The following is a 16,551-nucleotide window of genomic DNA, read 5'->3' on the forward strand; positions in this document are numbered from 1 at the left end:
GGCGGCCATTTGTTCGGCGCCCGCATGTTTGACGCGGGTTCGGGGCCGATTCGGCGTCGATTCGCTCCCGCAATGCATGCCGTAGCGACCGCTACAGCAGGGCGACAAGCACCGCCGTTCGGATTATTGTTCGAGGCTGCATGCGAGCCGCGCGGGCGGCATTTTTTCGTCACCGAGGAGACGCTGAACCGATGCTGGAACTCGACGGCCTGGCGAAACGCTTCGACGGCCAATCCGGACGGGCGCTTTTCTCGCACGTGTCGCTGCGGCTCGCGCCCGGCGAGTGCGTCGCGATCATGGGGGAATCCGGCGTCGGCAAGTCGACGCTCCTGAACTGCATCGCCGGGCTCGAAGCGGTCGATGCGGGCAGCATCCGGCTCGACGGCACCGAGCTCGTCGCGCTCGACGACGACGCGTTCGCGCGGCTGCGGCGGCGCAGCTACGGTTTCGTGTTCCAGGCGTTTCACCTGCTGCCGCACCTGACGCTCGCACAGAACGTCGCGTTGCCGCTGTGGCTGCTCGACTGCGCCGCCGCCGAGGCGCAGCAGCGGGCGACAACCATGCTCGCGCAGGTCGGGCTCGCCGACCGCGCCGACGACTGGCCGCGGCACCTGTCCGGCGGCGAGATGCAGCGCGTCGCGATCGCCCGCGCGCTGGTGCATCGGCCGACGCTGGTGCTCGCCGACGAGCCGACCGGCAACCTCGACGCCGAGCGCGCCGCCGACGTCCTCGAACTGCTGCTCGGCAGCCTCCGCAGCGCCGGCGCGATCGGAATTCTCGTCACGCATTCCCGCGCCGCGGCCGCGCGCACCGACCGCGTGCTGCGCCTGACGGCGACCGGTCTCGCCGAGGAGGCGGCGGCCGCGTGAGCGCTTCGCCGGGCCGCCCCAGGAAGCGCCAATGAACGCCGGGCTGCGCCACGTGTTCCTCGCGAGCCTCGCCCGGCGGCGGCTCGCGACCGCGCTGTCCCTGCTCGCGATCGCGCTCGGCGTCGCGCTCGGCCTCGCGGTGCAGCTGATCCACGGCGCGGCGCTCGACGAATTCGGCCGCGGCATGCGCCTCGTCGCCGGCGAAGCGGACCTGCAGGTGATGGGCCCGCGCACCGGATTCGACGACGCGCTCTACGTCGTGCTCGCGCAGCGCCCCGAAGTGGCCGATGCGAGCCCGATCCTCGAAGTCGAAGCGTCGCTGCCCCAGCGCGACGACATTTTGCGCGTGTTCGGCGTCGACGCGCTGCGCGTGCGGCGCGTCCAGCCCGCGCTGATGCCAGTGCCCGAGGGGGAGGCGGGCGGCGAATTCGGCATTTTCGCCGCGGACGCGGTGTTCCTCAGCCCCGCTGCGCAGGCCGCGCTCGCGCTCGGAGAGGACACCGACGTGGGCACGGGCGGCACGCTCGCAGTGCTTGCCGGTCCGCGCGAAGAACACCTGCGCATCCTCGGCAGCGTCCCCGGCGCCGGCCGCGGCCAGCGCCTCGCGGTCATGGACATTGCCGCCGCGCAGCAGCTGTTCGACCAGGTCGGGCGCATCACGCGCATCGACCTGCGCCTCGCGCAAGGCGTCGACCGGGACGCGGCGATCGAGCGGCTGCGTCCGCTGCTGCCGGCCGGCGTCGAGCTGCTCGCCCCGGAAGCGGCCGCGTCGCAGGTCGCCGGGCTGTCGCGCGCGTATCGCGTGAACCTCACGATGCTCGCCGCGATCGCGCTGCTGACAGGCGGTTTCCTCGTGTTCTCGACGCAGCTGCTGTCGGTCGTGCGCCGGCGCCAGGAGCTCGCGTTCCTGCGCGCGCTCGGCCTCGACCGCCGCACGTTGCTGCGCGGCCTGCTCGCCGAAGGGGCGGTGCTCGGGCTTGTCGGCGGGCTGGTCGGCGTCGCGCTCGGCTACGTGCTGAGCGGGCTCGCGTTCTCGATCGTCGGCGCGGACCTCGGCGCCGGCTATTTCGAAGGCGTCGAACCCGGCCTGCGCTTCGAACCGCTCGCGACCGCAGCGTATCTCGTGCTCGGCGTTGCCGCCGGTGTCGGCGGGGCGTGGCTGCCGGCGCGCGAAGCGAGCCGCGTCGCGCCGGCGCGGGCCTTGCGCGCCGGTGACGACGTCGAAGTGTGGCGGGCGCGCCCGCGCTGGTCCGCCGCGCTCGCGTCGCTCGGGCTCGCGCTGCTGCTGTGCCTGCTGCCGCCGCTCGGCGGCGTCCCGGTGTTCGGCTACGCGGCGATCGCGCTGATCCTCGTCGGCTCGGTGCTGGTCCTGCCCGCGGTCGTGCGGCTCGCGATGCGCTGCGTCGGTGGCGTTGGCAGCGTCGGCGGCGGGCGCTCCGTCCTGCTGCGCCTCGCGCACGCCCGGCTCGCCGCGGCACCCGGGCAGGTCCTGGTCGCCGGCGCGGGCGTCGTCGCCAGCGTCGCGCTCGCCGCGGCAATGGCGATCATGGTGAGTTCGTTCCGCACCTCGGTCGACGACTGGCTGTCCGACGTGCTGCCCGCGGACCTCTACCTGCGCGCGTCCTCGTCAGGCACGAGCGCGTTCCTGACGCCCGAAGTCATCGCCGGGGTCGCCGCGACGCCCGGCGTGTCGTCGGTGCAGCCGGTGCGTTACGACACGCTGCGGCTCGACGAAGCGCAGTTCCCGGTGACGCTGATCGCCCGCCCCGTCGCCGAGGGTGCCGCGGTGCCGCTCGTCGAAGGCGACGCCGAGAGCGTGCGCGGAGCCGACGGCCTGCCGCCGGCGTGGGTGTCCGAAGCGATGGCCGATCTTTTCCGCGTCGCCGTCGGCGACACGCTGTCGCTGCCGCTCGGCGGCGCGCCGCATCGCTTCCGCGTCGCCGGCGTGTGGCGCGACTATGCGCGGCAGCACGGCGCCGTGCTCGTCGAGCTCGCCGACTACCGCGCGCTGACCAACGATTCCCGTTCGAACAACGTCGCGATCCGCGTCGCGCCCGGCGTGCAGGCGGAAGCGGTCGCCGCGGCGCTGCAGGCGCAGTTCGACGGGCGGAACTTCGAGCTCGCCGCGCCGGGCGACATCCGGTCGAAGACGCTGGCGGTTTTCGACCGTACGTTTCTCGTCACGTACCTGATGGAAGCCGTCGCGATTCTGATCGGCCTTTTCGGCGTCAGCACCAGTTTTGCCGCGCTCGCGACCGCGCGCCGTAAGGAATTCGGCATGCTGCGCCACCTCGGGCTGACGCGGCGCGACATCGGCCGGCTGCTCGCGCTCGAAGGCGCGCTCGGTGCGGCGGTTGGCGTCGCGGTCGGGCTGGCGGCGGGTGGCGCGGTCGCGTTGGTGCTCGTCGAAGTCGTCAATCGCCAGAGCTTTCACTGGAGCATGGACATCCGGGTGCCGCTGGCGGCGCTCGCCGCGTTCGCCGTCGCGCTGGTGCTGCTCGCCGCCGTCGCCGCGCGCTTGTCCGGTTATCAGGCGATGCGCCAGGCGGCGGTGCTCGCGGTGCGGGAGGACTTTTGATGCGCGCATATATTGCCGCGGCGCTGCTGTGGCTCGCGTCGGGCGTGTCGGCGGCGCCCCAAGCGCAAACCGGGAGCGGGAGCAATGATGCGCGGGATCCGCCCGGCTACCCCCCGGTCGTCGCCGGCCGCGCGCTGCAGTTTCCCGCCGACCACGGCGCGCACCCGGATTACCGCACCGAGTGGTGGTACGTGACCGGCTGGGTCACGGACGAGGACGGCGTCGAACGCGGCTTCCAAGTCACGTTCTTTCGCGTGCGCACGCGCATCGGTGAGGACAGCCCGAGCCGCTTCGCGCCGCGCCAGCTGATTCTCGCGCACGCCGCGGTCGCCGATCCCGCCGAAGGCCGGCTGCTGCACGCCGAACGCGGCGAACGCGCGCTCGATCCGCTTGCCGGCGCTGCGACCGGGCACACCCGCGCGTGGATCGGCAACTGGGCGCTCGAATGGTCGCAGGACCATTACCGCGCGATCGTCGACGCCGACGATTTCGCGTACGACCTGCGCTTCGACCCCGCCGGCCCGCCGCTGTCCAACGGCCAGGACGGCTTCAGCCAGAAAGCGCCCGACCCGCAGCACGCGAGCTATTACTACAGCCGTCCCCAGCTCGGCGTGAGCGGCAGCCTGCGCGTGCGGGACAAAACCCACCGCGTCACCGGCCGCGCGTGGCTGGACCACGAATGGTCGAGCGCCTACCTGCCGGAAAAAGCGCGTGGTTGGGACTGGATCGGCATCAACCTCTCCGACGGCGGCGCGCTGATGGCGTTTCGCATGCGCACCGCCACCGGCGAAGCGACGTGGACTGCCGGCACGCTGCGCCGCGGCGACGGCGCGCCGCGCGCACTCGCTCCCGCGCAAGTCGCGTTCATCCCCGGGCGGCGCTGGCGCTCGCCGCGCACCGGCACCGAATACCCGGTCGAATGGCAGCTCGACATCGATGGCCGCCGCCTGGCACTGCAGCCGCTGATGGACGACCAGGAACTCGACAGCCGCGGCACGACCGGTGCCGTTTACTGGGAAGGTGCGGTGCGCCTCGTCGAAGACGGCCGCGAGATCGGCCGCGGCTACCTGGAAATGACGGGCTATGGCGAGCGCCTGAAAATGTAGCGTCGATGTAACGTTTGGTATCCTCCCTTCTATGTATAATCCGCGCTCCGGGCGTCGTTCGAATGCCCGTGGGCGAGGGTGGCGGAATTGGTAGACGCACTGGATTTAGGTTCCAGCGCCGCAAGGCGTGAGAGTTCGAGTCTCTTCCCTCGCACCACCCGGTTTTTTCGCATCCGCGCGGCATGATCGACCTGCATTGCCACATGCTCCCGGGCATCGACGACGGGGCGGCCGATCTTGCGACTGCGCTCGAAATGGCGCGCATCGCCGCGGCCGACGGCATCACCGTCGTCGCCTGCACGCCGCACATCTATCCGGGCATGTTCGACAACGACAGCGCCGGCATCGCCGCGGCGATCGACGCGCTGCAGCGGGAAATCGACGCGGCCGGAATCCCCCTGCGGCTGACCTGCGGCGCCGACGCGCACGTCACGCCGGAGCTGCTGTCGCGGCTCAAGACGGGCAGCGTTCCGCGGCTTGGCGACAGTCGCTATTTTCTCCTCGAACCGCCGCACCACGTCGCGCCGCCGCGCTTCGAGGAGTTCGTCTTCAACCTGCTCGCGTCGGGCTATGTGCCCGTCGTCACCCACCCGGAACGGCTGACGTGGATCGAAAACCACTACCCGATGTTCGGCGAACTGGTCCGCTCGGGAGCGTGGATGCAGGTGACTTCCGGCAGCCTCACCGGGCGCTTCGGCAAAGAGGCGAAATACTGGGGCGAGCGCATGCTCGACGAAGGGCTCGTGCATATTCTCGCGACCGACGCGCACAGCGCGCGGCGCCGTCCGCCGTTGCTCGCGGAAGGCCGGGCGGCAGCCGAGCGCCGGGTCGGTACCGACGAAGCATGCAATTTGGTCGAGGTCCGGCCCGCGGGTATACTCCGCGACCTTTCGCCCGAGAAACTGCCGCCGTTGCCGCAAACCCGCCGTTCTTCGGCGAGTGGGCGTGCCGGCTTCTTCAACCGGCTGTTTCGACGGCGTTAACCTGCCTTGTCGAAAACGTCAGATTTGTCCGCGCCGGCAGCAGGCTCTTGCCCTAGAGTTTCGGCTCCGTCGTCCGGGGAGTAGTTGTAAATGCGTGTTTACCTTGCAGGCGTGATGTTGTCCTGCGCAATGATTTCGTCGTCCCCGGTTCATGCCCAAGCGACGTCCGCGCCGGCGCCCCTGGCGTCGGTCCTGCCATCGGCAGGCACCGCGCTCGACGACCCGGGCCCGCTGTTCGACGATTACTACATCGGCCCGTACGACTTGCTCGAAATCACCGTCTTCCAGGTCGACGACCTGTCGCGCACCGTGCGCGTCAACGCGCGCGGCTTCATCGGGCTGCCGCTGATCGGGCAGATCCAGGCTGCGGGGCTGAGCGCGCGCGTCGTCGAAGAGGAGATCGCGCGGCGCCTCACCGAGTGCTGCCTGCAGGACCCGCAGGTCACGATCTTCATCAAGGAGTTCGTCAGCCAGCGCGTGACCGTCGAAGGCGAAGTGACCAAGCCGGGCATTTTCCCGCTGTCCGGGCGCACGTCGCTGTTGCAGACGATCGCGCTCGCTGCCGGCGTCAGCGAGATCGCCGACGTCAACCAGGTCAGCATCTTTCGCACGCTGGCCGACGGCAACAAGGAGCAGCTGGTGTTCGACCTCGAAGCGGTGCGCGCCGGCAAAGTCGATGACCCGCTCATCCAGGGCAACGACGTCGTCGTCGTCGGCAGCTCGACGGCTCGGTCGATGGTCAAAAGCGTGACGGGCACCCTGCGCGGCTTCATCGGCTTCGGCACCGTCCGCTAGCCTTCCGCAAGCTTCCGAAAAACTCGCAAAAAATCCCCGGAAATGATGGACAACACAGAAAAGCCGGACGCCGGCGACGAGCGCCGGCAGGAAGTTCCTCGCCGCAACGCGTTGGTCGAGCGCCGCGAAAGCACCGCGCTCGCGCACCCCACCGAATGGCGTTCCCATGTCGAGGAGGACGACGACGACACGATCGACCTGCGCGCGATCTGGGACACCATCGTCAAGCGCAAATGGACGGTGATCACGTTCTTCGCCATCGTCATGGTGTCGGTGCTGACCGCGACTTTCCTGATGACGCCGATCTACCGCGCGAGCCTCACGTTGCAGATCGAGCGCCAGGAAGCCAAGGTGCTCGACTACCAGGGCGTCACGCCCAATGAAATGCAGGGCGACACCAAGGACTTCTACGAGACGCAGTACGAGCTGCTCCGGAGCCGTTCGCTGGCGCAGCGCGTCATCGACCAGCTCAACCTCGGCGACCACCCGGTTTTCGCCGGAGCTAATCCGTCGCTGCTCGCCAGCATCAAGGGGCTTTTCGTAGGCGAGGAAGAGGAGGCAGAGGCGGTCGAAGGCGACGCCGAGCAGATCCGCAAGCTCAAGCTGACGAAAGCTTTCCTCGCAAACCTGACGATCGAGCCGGTGCGCAATTCGCGCCTCGTCAAGATCCATTTCGACAGCCCTGACCCGGTGCTCGCGAGCCGCATCGTCAACGCGATCTCCGAAGCTTTCATCAACGTCAACCTCGAGCGGCGCATGGATGCGTCGTCGTTCGCGAAGGTATTCCTCGAAGAGCGGCTGCAGCAGTTGAAGGTGAAGCTCGGCGAAACCGAGAAGGAACTCGTCGCGTTCGCGCGCGAGGAACAGATCGTCCGCGGCGGCGAGCAGGAAGCGAGCGTCGACACCCAGGTGATGCAGGAATTCACGACTGCGCTGGCCAAGGCGCAGCAGGAGCGCATCCGCGCCGAAGCGATGTACCAGCAGCTCGAAAGCGGCAGCGTCGAAGGCATCCCGCAGGTGCTCGAAAACAAGGTGATCCAGGAGTTCAAGGGCCACAAGGCGAAGCTTGAAACCGAGTATCAGGAAAACCTCAAGATCTACAAGCCCGGCTATCCGAAAATGATTCAGCTGCAAAGCCAGATCGACGAGATGCAGGCCAAGATCGCCGAGGAACTCGCTCACGTGCGCAGCGGCATCAGCAGCGCCTACCAGGCGGCGCGCGCGCAGGAGGCGATGCTGCAGGCGAAGATGGACGAGAGCAAGCGCACCGTGCTCGGCGTGCAGGATCGCAGCATCCAGTACAACATCCTCAAGCGCGAAGTCGACACCAACCGCCAGCTGTACGACGGCCTGCTGCAGCGCTACAAGGAAGTCGGCGTCGCCGGCGGCGTCGGCGTGAACAACGTGTCGGTCGTCGACAAGGCCGAAGTCCCGCTCCAGCCGTTCAAGCCGAAAACGCTGCTCAACGCGCTGATCGCTGCGCTGCTCGGGCTGTTCGGCGGCATCGGCCTGGCGCTGCTGTTCGAACACCTCGACGACACGATCAAGGACGGCGAAAGCATGGAACGCCTGCTCGGCCTGCCGGTGCTCGGCATGGTGCCGCTGATCAAGCGTGCCAGCGACTCGGCGCGCGAGCTCGTGCTCGAACAGCTCGACGACTCGCGCTCGGGCTTCTCTGAAGCATATCGTTCGCTGCGAACCGCAATGCAGTTCTCGACGCAGGACGGGATACCGAAAGTCCTGATGGTTACCAGCGCGTCGATGGGCGAAGGCAAGAGCACCACCGCGTTGGCGCTGGCGATCAACCTGTCGCAGATGGGCCTCAAAGTGCTGCTCGTGGACGCCGACCTGCGCAAGGCCTCGATGCACCGCAAACTCGGCATACCCAACACGGCAGGGCTGACGAACTACCTGGCGGGCGATTCCCGGCCGGTCGACGTCACGCAGCCGACGCCCTATGACAAGCTCTTCGTAATCACGTCCGGGCCGCTGCCGCCGAACCCGGCGGAACTCCTCGGCAGCGCCAAGATGGTCGCGCTGCTCGACGTCGCCAAGGACCGTTTCGACTGCGTCATCGTCGACGGCCCGCCGGTGCTCGGGCTCGCCGACGCGCCGCTGCTCGGCAGCATCACCGACGCGACGGTCGTCGTCGTCGAAGCGGGCGGCACGCGCAAGGACTTCCTCGCCGGCGCGCTCAAGCGCCTGCGCAGCACGCGCACCCACGTTATCGGCGGCGTGCTGACGAAGATCGCATCCCGCAGCGGTGCCCAGGGCTACTACTACAACTCCTACTACCAGTACGGCGGCGAAGCCGAAGGCAGTCGTTCCGCGGCATGAGCGCAGCCGGGGAGGCGGGCAGGGGAGGCGCGGCGGCCCTCGCGCAGGCGGTGTTCGCCGAGCCGACGCGTTTCGGCGAGCTGGTGCGCGGCGGCGGAGCGCTGCCGGCGGACACCCTCGTCGTCATGCGCACCGCAGCCGAAGCGGTGCGCGACGGCAGGCAGCACGGGCTGGACGAGCACCGGCGCGCGGCGCTGTTCTTCGTCGAGCACGTGCTGCTGGCATACGAAGCGGACCATTACCGCGTTCTCGGCCTGACCCGGGACGCGACGGCCGACCAGATCCGCGAGCACTACCGCGTCATGATGGGCATCTTCCATCCGGACCGTCAGGGATGGGCCGACAGCGACCGGGAAAAACTGTCCGCGCGGATCAACCTCGCGCACCACGTGCTGCGGGACGATCAGCGTCGCGCCGCGTACGACCTTGAGCGGACTCAAGCCCGCCCGCGGGTGTCGGTCTCGATCAGGATCGTCTCGCAGGCGGAACGCAAACGCGCTGCCGGCGCCGCCCCCACCCTGACCGAAAGACTGCCGCTGACCATGCGGCGGAATTTTCCGCAGTACGTGCTCGGCAGCGTCGCGCTCGTCGGCTTCGTCGCCGTCCTCGCCGTCTATCTCAATCGCGCCCCAGCCGGCGCCATCGGCGCATCCCGGCCATCCCCGAAAGCCCCGGTCGCGGCCGCTCCCGCCGAACGTGCCGCCCCGGTTACGCCGGCTCTCGTGGCTCCGCCGCTGGCCAAGTCGGCAGAAGCCGCGCCCATGAAAGTGCCAGAAGCTGCCCGGCCGAAGGTGATGCCCGCGGCGGCGCAAAAACCGCCCGGTGCCGCCAACATCCCGGCGCCTGCAAGCGCCGTCACTGCGGATCGGGCACCGGTAGAAACGCCGCCCGTCGCAGCCATCTTCTCGGCTCGCGAGCCCGTGCCCGAGCCCGAAGCGGCCCCCGCCGTTCGCACCGCGCGTCCGCCCGCCGTCGTCGACAAACCGCTCGAAGTCGCCGCAGCGCCTGTCGCACTTCCGCCGCCGCGCCCGCTTCTGCAGCCGGAAACGCAGGCGGAAAAGCAGGCAGAAGCGCAGGGGGAAACGCAGCCCTCGCCAGTCCAACTCATTCCCGCACCCGCACTCGCACCCGCACGTGCCGCGGAAGCGCCCGCTCCCGCGACCCCGCCCGCCGAAGCACCCGTTCCCCCCGGCCTGACGGCGTCGGACGCCGCGCGCGTGTTGGGCCAGTTCTCGTCGTCGTATCAGCTAGGCGACATCGAGCGCTTCATGAAGCTGTTCACCGAAGATGCCCGCTCCGGAACCGGCCGCAGGGCGCAGATCCGCAAGGACTACGAGCAGCTGTTCAGCTCGACCCAGGCGCGGCGCATCGAACTCATCGACATGCGCTGGTCGCCGGACAGCGCTTCGTTGCGCGGCGAGGGTGGTTATCTGGTGCGCATCCGGCGCGGGGACGGCGTCGGCGAGGAAGTGTTCGCCGGATCGATCCGCATGGAGCTCACCCGGCGCGGCCAGGACGTGCTCATCAGCGGCCTGTTCCACAAACCTTCCGACTGACCGGCGGAGCAGGGCGGGGCTGAACCTTTCCGCACGCCGGCCGCACGCTTTCCCGCTGCATAATTGAAAAGGGCCCCGCATTGTGCGGAGCCCTTTGGAAGCTGGTGCGGCGCGGCGCGAGGCCGCCCGACTTATTCCCCGCTGATCGGATCGTCGTTGTGATTGTCGCCGCCACGGCCCCTGCTATGCTTCCTGCCCTCGCGGCTCATGCCGACCGTGGCCCCAGCCAAGACTGCGCCGCCGCCGATGATCGCTCCCATGCCGGAACTCAGACCCGCGAGGCTGCCACCCGACAGCCCCGTCCCGCCTGCCGGCTGCGGCGCGCCGATTGCGGCGGCATATTTCACGGGTTCAGGGTTGGCCGACAGCGGACCCGTCGCGCAGACATCCACGCCGCCAATCGCCAGCACCGCGTTTTCCTTCAGGCTGGTCACGCAACCTTCGGAAAACGCGACGTCGGCCTTCGACCCCTTCAGCGTGATGACGCGGTCGCCTTCGACCAGCGTCGAGCCGGCCTTGGCGACCGTGTAGTCCTTCCCCTTGTGGATCAGCACCTTCCCGTCGACGTTCGTCAGCGCTGCAACCTGCAGCGGCTCGGCGGCGTGGGCGGCGCCCATCGTGCCGACCAGGGTGATTGCGGCGGCAACTCCGGTGATCTTCTTCATTTTTCGGCCTCTTGGTGAATTCGATGTAACAAAACTTTGGGACGAAAGGTACACGGCGGGTCAGCGAGCGTCAAGCCGTTCGATCACGATGTCATCGAACCAGATCGGCCCGCTGGCGTCGAAGTCCAGCGCGACGCGGCCACCGAGCTGCAGCCGCAGCACCTGTGCCGCACAATCGGTGGCGGGGACGGTGAAAGTCGTCTCGAACTTGCGCCATGCCGAGCGGCCGGAAAAATGCTCCGTGACGCCGATCTGCCGCTCGCGCGCGCCGACGCACGAAACCGCCCACGCCAGTCCCGGTTCCGCTTCCAGCCCGTCCGGGCGCACCCGGCCGCGCAGCGCGTAGCTCCCCGGTTCCAGCATCAGATGCTGGCTCAGGTGGCGGTAGCGCACGCGCGGGCCGCGAAACACGACGTTCAGCGCGGCGGCGCCGGTTGCGCCGGAAGTCGGCAGCGGCTCGACCAGAACGTGACCCGCTTTCGCGCTCACCCAGTCGAAGCCGACGCCCGATAGCGGCTGTTCGAAGCCGCCATTGAACACGTTGCCCATTCCTTCGAGCTGCTCGACCGGCAGCGCATTCATCCACGCCAGCCGCGCATCGAGCCACAGCCCTTCGCGCTGCAGGCGCCGCAGCACCGCCGCGAGGCCGGGGCCCTGCAGCGAGTTCGCCGCGCTCGCTTCCGACAGCGCATACAGCGCCATCACCGTTTCGAGCCGCTCGCCCTTGTTCGCCGCGAATCCGACGAACGCCGGCCACCACGCGACGGGCTCAGTAAGCAGCGCGGAGAACGCCGCCCGGTTCGCGGGTTCGTCTGCGATGCGCAGCAGCTCCGGGAACGTTGCCGCGCGCAGGCTGCCACGGCGCGTCAGCGCGACGCTCGAGTGGCGCAGCGCCGCGGCGAGATCGTTGCGCCCGAGCTCGAACCCGGCCGCGATCAGGCGTACATCCACTTTCGCCGGCGCGAAGGCCGCCGCCGCGTCGATCGCGCTCCTCGCCCGCCGCGCGTCGCCGGCCTTTTCCCACAGCGCGCCGAGCAACGCGTACGACAAACCGTAAGTCGGGTCGGCGCGCACCGCCCGCTGCAGCAGCGCCACCGCCCGCTGCGGGTCGGCGTCGAGCAGCTGCCGCGCGTCGCGGGTCAGCGCGATCGGATGTTCCACGCCCGGCATTTCGGTCGCGGCCACCGTTTCGCCGGCATCGGCGTAGTGGTCGGCGAGGTTCAGCGTGACGATCCGCCACGCCGCGAGTGCAGCGAACAGCGCGAAAGCGAACCACTTGGCGAGGTTGAGCGGATGCGTGAAGGGGAGTGGGCGTTTTGACATGGGGGCGGAGTATACCCGCCGCACGTTTAGCGACCGATTTTGGAGCTGAGACTCCGTTCGGCGCCACCGCATACCGCATAGGGCCGATGAGCCGAAGGCGTTATACGCCAAGCCTCGCGGCGGTGCCTGTGCAGGCGCCGGCATGGTGGAAGGCGCTGCGCTTTTCCACCCTACGCGGGCTGTCGACCATCACCCGAGGGCGGCGAGGGCTGCCTCGGGTGCCTTGTCCAGTATTTTGAGCAAGGCTTTCGCCGCCCCTGTCGGGCAGCGCTTGCCCTGTTCCCAGTTGCGGACGGTGTCGAGCGGAACATCGATCCGCGCAGAAAACTCCGCCTGGCTCAAGCCAAGACGTTTACGGACCCGGCGGGCGAATTTTGCGGCATCCTGCATCGCCATCGCTTCGTCGGCAGCCTGCTGCGCGGCAATATCTTCTTCACTGGTAGCGTCCACGCGAGCAGAATCAATGCGTCCGCCAGCCAGCGAAGCCGGAACAGCAGGGTCAATCTTCACGCGTACTGTCTTCATAGTGTCGAACCTCTCGCTGGTTGGCCTTGCGTGCGGAGATGATGCGCAGCGTGTCATAACGGAGCGTATAGACCACAACGAATAGACGCTGTTCGATCCTCCCCATCAACTGGTACCGTTCTTCGCCATAGCTGTGACGGGTGTCGGCCTGAACCGTGCGATCCGGATCGAAAAACGCCCGCGCAGCGTAGGCGAAATCGAACCCGCGCTCGCGAAAGCACGCTTCGCTCTTGACTTCATCCCACTCGAAATTCATCGAAGAAATGTAGGCCATTGGCCCACTTTAAACAACAGGCCAGAAGAGATCCGGACGTTCTTCGACACTCTTGCCGCTTTTTCGCGGGGGGAAACGCAGATACGAAAAAGCCCAACTGAGAGCAGTTGGGCGAGTTGGCAAGGTGAAGTCCGGAAGTGATTCAACGCCGATGGCTCATTCCTCAAACAATTCGGAGTGCGTGCCCGCGCGCACAAAGATGATGGCGGTGCCATCGAGCCGGTAGATCAGCAGGAAGTCGCCGCCGATGTGACACTCGCGATGATCGGCCCAGTCGCCCTTCAACGGATGGTCCAGCCACTCGGGGCTCAGCGGCGCATCGTTGGCGATTAGCAGCAGCATCGCCTCCTTCAACCGCTTCAGGTCGTAGCGGCCCGAGCGGGAGAGGCGTTCCCAGTCTTTGAGGAAGGTCCTGGTGTAGTCACACGCCCTCGGCAGCGGCGCCCGTTTACTGCTGGCGGGCTTTTTCGAGGTCATCGACCAAGGCATCAGCAGAGCCAAAACGGGTGGCACGGGCCTTCGTCATTGCGCGGGCTTCTTCCATCGCCGCACGGGTTTCGGCGTTGGGCACCTTTAGTTCCAGCGGAAAAGCCTGGTCGTTGACCACGCGCTTGAGCAGGATGCGCACGGCATCCGACATGGACAGCCCCATCGCTGCCAGTGCCTCGCTGGCTTGCGTCTTGATTTCGTCGTCCACCCGGATGTGCAGCATCGTGGAACGAGCCATGGTTAGATCCTCCGTTCGTTAAAATTCTGTGTCTCTTTTGCGATACGGTCAAGTGACTCAGGCGTAAGCGACGGTGTCGCTCATCTGCGCGAGCTTGCCCGACATAGCTCTTGCTGCCCTGCCGCCCGCCGGCCCGTCAATGACCACCGAAACGCCTCCCAATGTGGCCCGCCTCGGCAGCTACGTCACCGCTGTCGCCTTCAACGAGAGGGTGAGCGCCTACGTGCCGCCGCGGCCCCGAGTTCGTAAAACCCCGGTTTCGTACCGTCATTACGGTACATAACCCTGCTCATGACACTACCTTAGATACCCTATCGATAAGTACCTGCATTCTGTCGTGAAATATTTGCTTGCAAGGCATGTTTATGTTGATAACATCGCGCCCCGTGCTTCGGAAGAAGCCGCAGGGCCCCGCCCCCGAGGGCATTCCCGCCGATCCGAAAACTTCCGGGGCGGGAAGGCGAGGGCACAGACAACAAGCAAACAAGCCAAAAACGAGAAACGTCTGATGAGTTTTCCGGAAAGTTTTTTCGCCATCGCAGCAACCTCCTGCCTCGTTGCCCTTGTCATCGTCCTCACCAAGAATCTGCACGGTCGCTTCACGCTGGATTCGGACCATGGAATCCAGAAGTTCCACGTCGCGCCGACACCGCGCGTCGGAGGCCTCGCGGTGGTGGCGGCGCTCGTCGTTGGCGCTTTCACGGCAGGCGCGGACGAGCAGGCGATCCTCTTTCCCCTCCTGCTGGCTGCGGTGCCGGCGTTCGCTTTCGGCATTGCCGAAGACCTCACCAAGAAAGTCAGCGTCACCCGGCGGCTGGTCGCGACGCTGTGCAGCGGCGTGCTGGCGTGGCAGCTCACCGGCATCGCGCTCGATCGCCTCGACCTCGCGCCGGCCGATTTCATCCTGCAGTGGCTGCCGGCGGCGGTGATCCTCACCGCGTTCGCGGCGGGCGGAATCGCGAATGCGGTCAACATGATCGACGGCTTCAACGGTCTCGCCGGCGGGGCGCTCGTCATCATGTTCGGCGCGCTCGGCCTCGTGGCGTTCCAGGTCGGCGACGTCGTCCTCGCGTCGGTATGCTGGACTTTCGCCGCTGCGTTCGCCGGCTTCCTCGCGATCAACTTTCCCGCCGGCAAGATCTTCCTCGGCGATGGGGGCGCCTATCTCGGCGGCTTCGCGCTCGCCTGGCTCGCGATCCTGCTGCCCGAGCGCAACACCGAAGTCTCGCCGTGGGTCAGCCTGCTGATCTGCGCGTACCCGGTGATGGAACTGGTCTTCAGCATCGCGCGCCGGCGCCATCGCGAGCACCACCCGGGCGCGGCCGACCGCCTGCATCTGCACAGCCTCGTGCATGCGCGCGTCGTGCGCCATTTTGTCCCTGCAGACCGCCCCACCTTGCGCAACGCAGGCGTCTCGCCGCTGCTGTGGCTGTTTGCGCTCGTCCCAGCGAGCTTCGCGCAGTTCGGCTGGCACAGCCGCAGCCAGTGCTTGGCCGCGGTCCTGCTGACGTTCGCGGCCTACCTGCTGTGCTACCTGCGACTGGTGCGTTTCCGCTGGCCGTGGTCTCCCGCCTCCGCCGCGCTGGACAGCGCCGAAGCGCTCGACCGCGCCTGACCGTTTTGCACCCGTTCCGGTGATAATCGCGCCCCGGCTTCCAGTCGCGGCAGCGACGCAACCGCGGCACCGCCCAAAGACATGCACACCCTGTCGGACATCAACGTCCCCGGCAGTCTCCGCGCCGTGACCGACAACGCGCAGAAAATCGGGGCCTGACCTGAACCCAAAGACGTTAGCGGCATGAAATTTTTCGACAGACGAGCCAGCAAACACTAACTTTTCGACATCTGCGCCACTTTTTCGACCGCCATCCCGCATTCCGCCCAATTTCTGCCCACCTGCCTTTCTTCGACACACACGCACTCGCACTCGACGCCTCGCGGCGCTGGGTGGGGTACGCCGCCTTGTTGCGCGGGCTGGGGCTGGAGGTGCCGATGGGGCCAGGCTGCGCGGTGGCGAGTTCCCCAAGCGCGCCCTTCGTGCAGTCCTTGACTGGCTGGACGAACATAAGGCCGAACTCGCATAAGACTGGGAGCTTGCGCAGCTGCGTAAGCCGCTCAAACCGATTTCGCCTTTGGAGTAAGACCATGTTCCTACATACCACACGCGTTGAAGTGCGCCCCGGCTATCGGCTCTACCTACAGTTCAACAACGGCGCCGCCGGGGAAGTCGCCCTGTTCGATGAACTTTGGGGGGAAATGTTCGAGCCGCTCAAGGACGAAACGCTCTTCAGGACCGCCCATCAGGATGAAACGCTCGGCACCGTGGTCTGGGCCAACGGCGCCGACTTCGCGCCCGAGTTTCTGCTCGCGCTGCTACAGACTCAGACCAGCCAAGTGGCATGACTGCCTCCATCCCGCTGATTAGGATCAGACCCTAAGGGAGTAACTGAGGAGATCACCATGCGCACTACGATCGACATCGAAAGCGACGTCCTTGCCGCCGCCAAGGAAATCGCACGCCAGCAACACACCAGTGTCGGCAAAGTCATCTCCCAGCTCGTTCGCCAAAGCCTGATCGGTGCCGCTGCCCCGCAAACCGTTGTCCGCCAGACACCCGCAGTCCCCGGCTTCGAGCCCTTTCCGGCACGTGACGTCATCGTGACCAACGAGCTCATCGACCGTCTGCGCGACGCCCAAGGAATCTGACGCGTGCGCTGCTGGACGTGAATGTCCTCATCGCCCTGCTCGACGGCAGCCACGTGCACCATGCACGCGCAAGCCCGTGGCTCGCACGTGAAATCGAGCACGACTGG

Annotated in this window: 16 protein-coding genes and 1 tRNA gene; 11 read left to right on the forward strand and 6 right to left on the reverse strand. The window is 67.4% G+C overall.

What is annotated here, in order from left to right:
• Window positions 1-191: 191 nt before the first annotated feature.
• From GO608_RS16575 to GO608_RS16610, 8 genes are all read left to right on the forward strand, one after another.
• A complete protein-coding gene (locus tag GO608_RS16575; protein WP_169199783.1) occupies window positions 192-869 on the forward strand; it encodes an ABC transporter ATP-binding protein in 678 nt (225 codons plus the stop codon).
• 31 nt (window positions 870-900) lie between these two features.
• Entirely contained in the window at window positions 901-3,447 is a 2,547-nt protein-coding gene (locus GO608_RS16580) for an ABC transporter permease (RefSeq protein WP_169199784.1), read from the forward strand.
• On the forward strand, window positions 3,447-4,553 hold the full coding sequence (locus GO608_RS16585) for a lipocalin-like domain-containing protein (protein ID WP_169199785.1): 1,107 nt from the start codon (window positions 3,447-3,449) through the stop codon (window positions 4,551-4,553). The genes GO608_RS16580 and GO608_RS16585 overlap by 1 nt, the downstream gene beginning before the upstream one ends.
• Window positions 4,554-4,625: 72 nt before the next feature.
• Window positions 4,626-4,710, forward strand: a tRNA-Leu gene (locus GO608_RS16590).
• 25 nt (window positions 4,711-4,735) lie between these two features.
• Entirely contained in the window at window positions 4,736-5,536 is an 801-nt protein-coding gene (locus GO608_RS16595; protein WP_169199786.1) for a tyrosine-protein phosphatase, read from the forward strand.
• 90 nt (window positions 5,537-5,626) lie between these two features.
• Window positions 5,627-6,331, forward strand: coding sequence for a polysaccharide biosynthesis/export family protein (locus GO608_RS16600; RefSeq protein ID WP_169199787.1), 705 nt, complete (start codon window positions 5,627-5,629; stop codon window positions 6,329-6,331).
• A 42-nt stretch (window positions 6,332-6,373) separates the two neighbouring features.
• Window positions 6,374-8,668: a GumC family protein gene (locus GO608_RS16605; RefSeq protein ID WP_247003243.1), complete on the forward strand. Its 2,295-nt coding sequence runs from the start codon at window positions 6,374-6,376 to the stop codon at window positions 8,666-8,668.
• Entirely contained in the window at window positions 8,665-10,224 is a 1,560-nt protein-coding gene (locus tag GO608_RS16610; protein ID WP_169199789.1) for a J domain-containing protein, read from the forward strand. The genes GO608_RS16605 and GO608_RS16610 overlap by 4 nt, the downstream gene beginning before the upstream one ends.
• A 131-nt stretch (window positions 10,225-10,355) precedes the next feature.
• Here the strand turns inward: GO608_RS16610 and GO608_RS16615 are convergent, their stop codons facing one another.
• The 6 genes from GO608_RS16615 to GO608_RS16640 form a co-directional block, all read right to left on the reverse strand.
• Window positions 10,356-10,889 (reverse strand): hypothetical protein, encoded by a 534-nt coding sequence (locus GO608_RS16615; RefSeq protein WP_169199790.1) that lies wholly within the window; start codon window positions 10,887-10,889, stop codon window positions 10,356-10,358.
• A 60-nt stretch (window positions 10,890-10,949) separates the two neighbouring features.
• Window positions 10,950-12,212, reverse strand: a complete 1,263-nt coding sequence (locus GO608_RS16620; RefSeq protein WP_169199791.1) for a hypothetical protein — start codon at window positions 12,210-12,212, stop codon at window positions 10,950-10,952.
• A 189-nt stretch (window positions 12,213-12,401) separates the two neighbouring features.
• Window positions 12,402-12,737, reverse strand: coding sequence for a helix-turn-helix domain-containing protein (locus GO608_RS16625; RefSeq protein WP_169199792.1), 336 nt, complete (start codon window positions 12,735-12,737; stop codon window positions 12,402-12,404).
• A complete protein-coding gene (locus tag GO608_RS16630; protein ID WP_247003245.1) occupies window positions 12,712-13,011 on the reverse strand; it encodes a BrnT family toxin in 300 nt (99 codons plus the stop codon). Before GO608_RS16630 ends, GO608_RS16625 begins: the two co-directional genes overlap by 26 nt.
• 156 nt (window positions 13,012-13,167) lie before the next feature.
• Complete coding sequence (locus GO608_RS16635) at window positions 13,168-13,488, reverse strand: type II toxin-antitoxin system YafQ family toxin (protein ID WP_211159519.1); 321 nt, start codon at window positions 13,486-13,488, stop codon at window positions 13,168-13,170.
• A complete protein-coding gene (locus GO608_RS16640; RefSeq protein WP_169199794.1) occupies window positions 13,460-13,738 on the reverse strand; it encodes a type II toxin-antitoxin system RelB/DinJ family antitoxin in 279 nt (92 codons plus the stop codon). Before GO608_RS16640 ends, GO608_RS16635 begins: the two co-directional genes overlap by 29 nt.
• Before the next feature lie 508 nt (window positions 13,739-14,246).
• Here GO608_RS16640 and GO608_RS16645 point away from each other — a divergent pair.
• From GO608_RS16645 to GO608_RS16655, 3 genes are all read left to right on the forward strand, one after another.
• Window positions 14,247-15,353 (forward strand): MraY family glycosyltransferase, encoded by a 1,107-nt coding sequence (locus GO608_RS16645; protein ID WP_169199795.1) that lies wholly within the window; start codon window positions 14,247-14,249, stop codon window positions 15,351-15,353.
• Between the two features lie 530 nt (window positions 15,354-15,883).
• Window positions 15,884-16,141, forward strand: a complete 258-nt coding sequence (locus GO608_RS16650) for a DUF2442 domain-containing protein (protein ID WP_169199796.1) — start codon at window positions 15,884-15,886, stop codon at window positions 16,139-16,141.
• Between the two features lie 57 nt (window positions 16,142-16,198).
• A complete protein-coding gene (locus GO608_RS16655) occupies window positions 16,199-16,444 on the forward strand; it encodes a DUF6364 family protein (protein WP_169199797.1) in 246 nt (81 codons plus the stop codon).
• Window positions 16,445-16,551: the final 107 nt, after the last annotated feature.

This window comes from Aromatoleum buckelii, assembly GCF_012910785.2.
In the GTDB taxonomy this organism is placed as follows: Bacteria; Pseudomonadota; Gammaproteobacteria; order Burkholderiales; family Rhodocyclaceae; genus Aromatoleum; species Aromatoleum buckelii.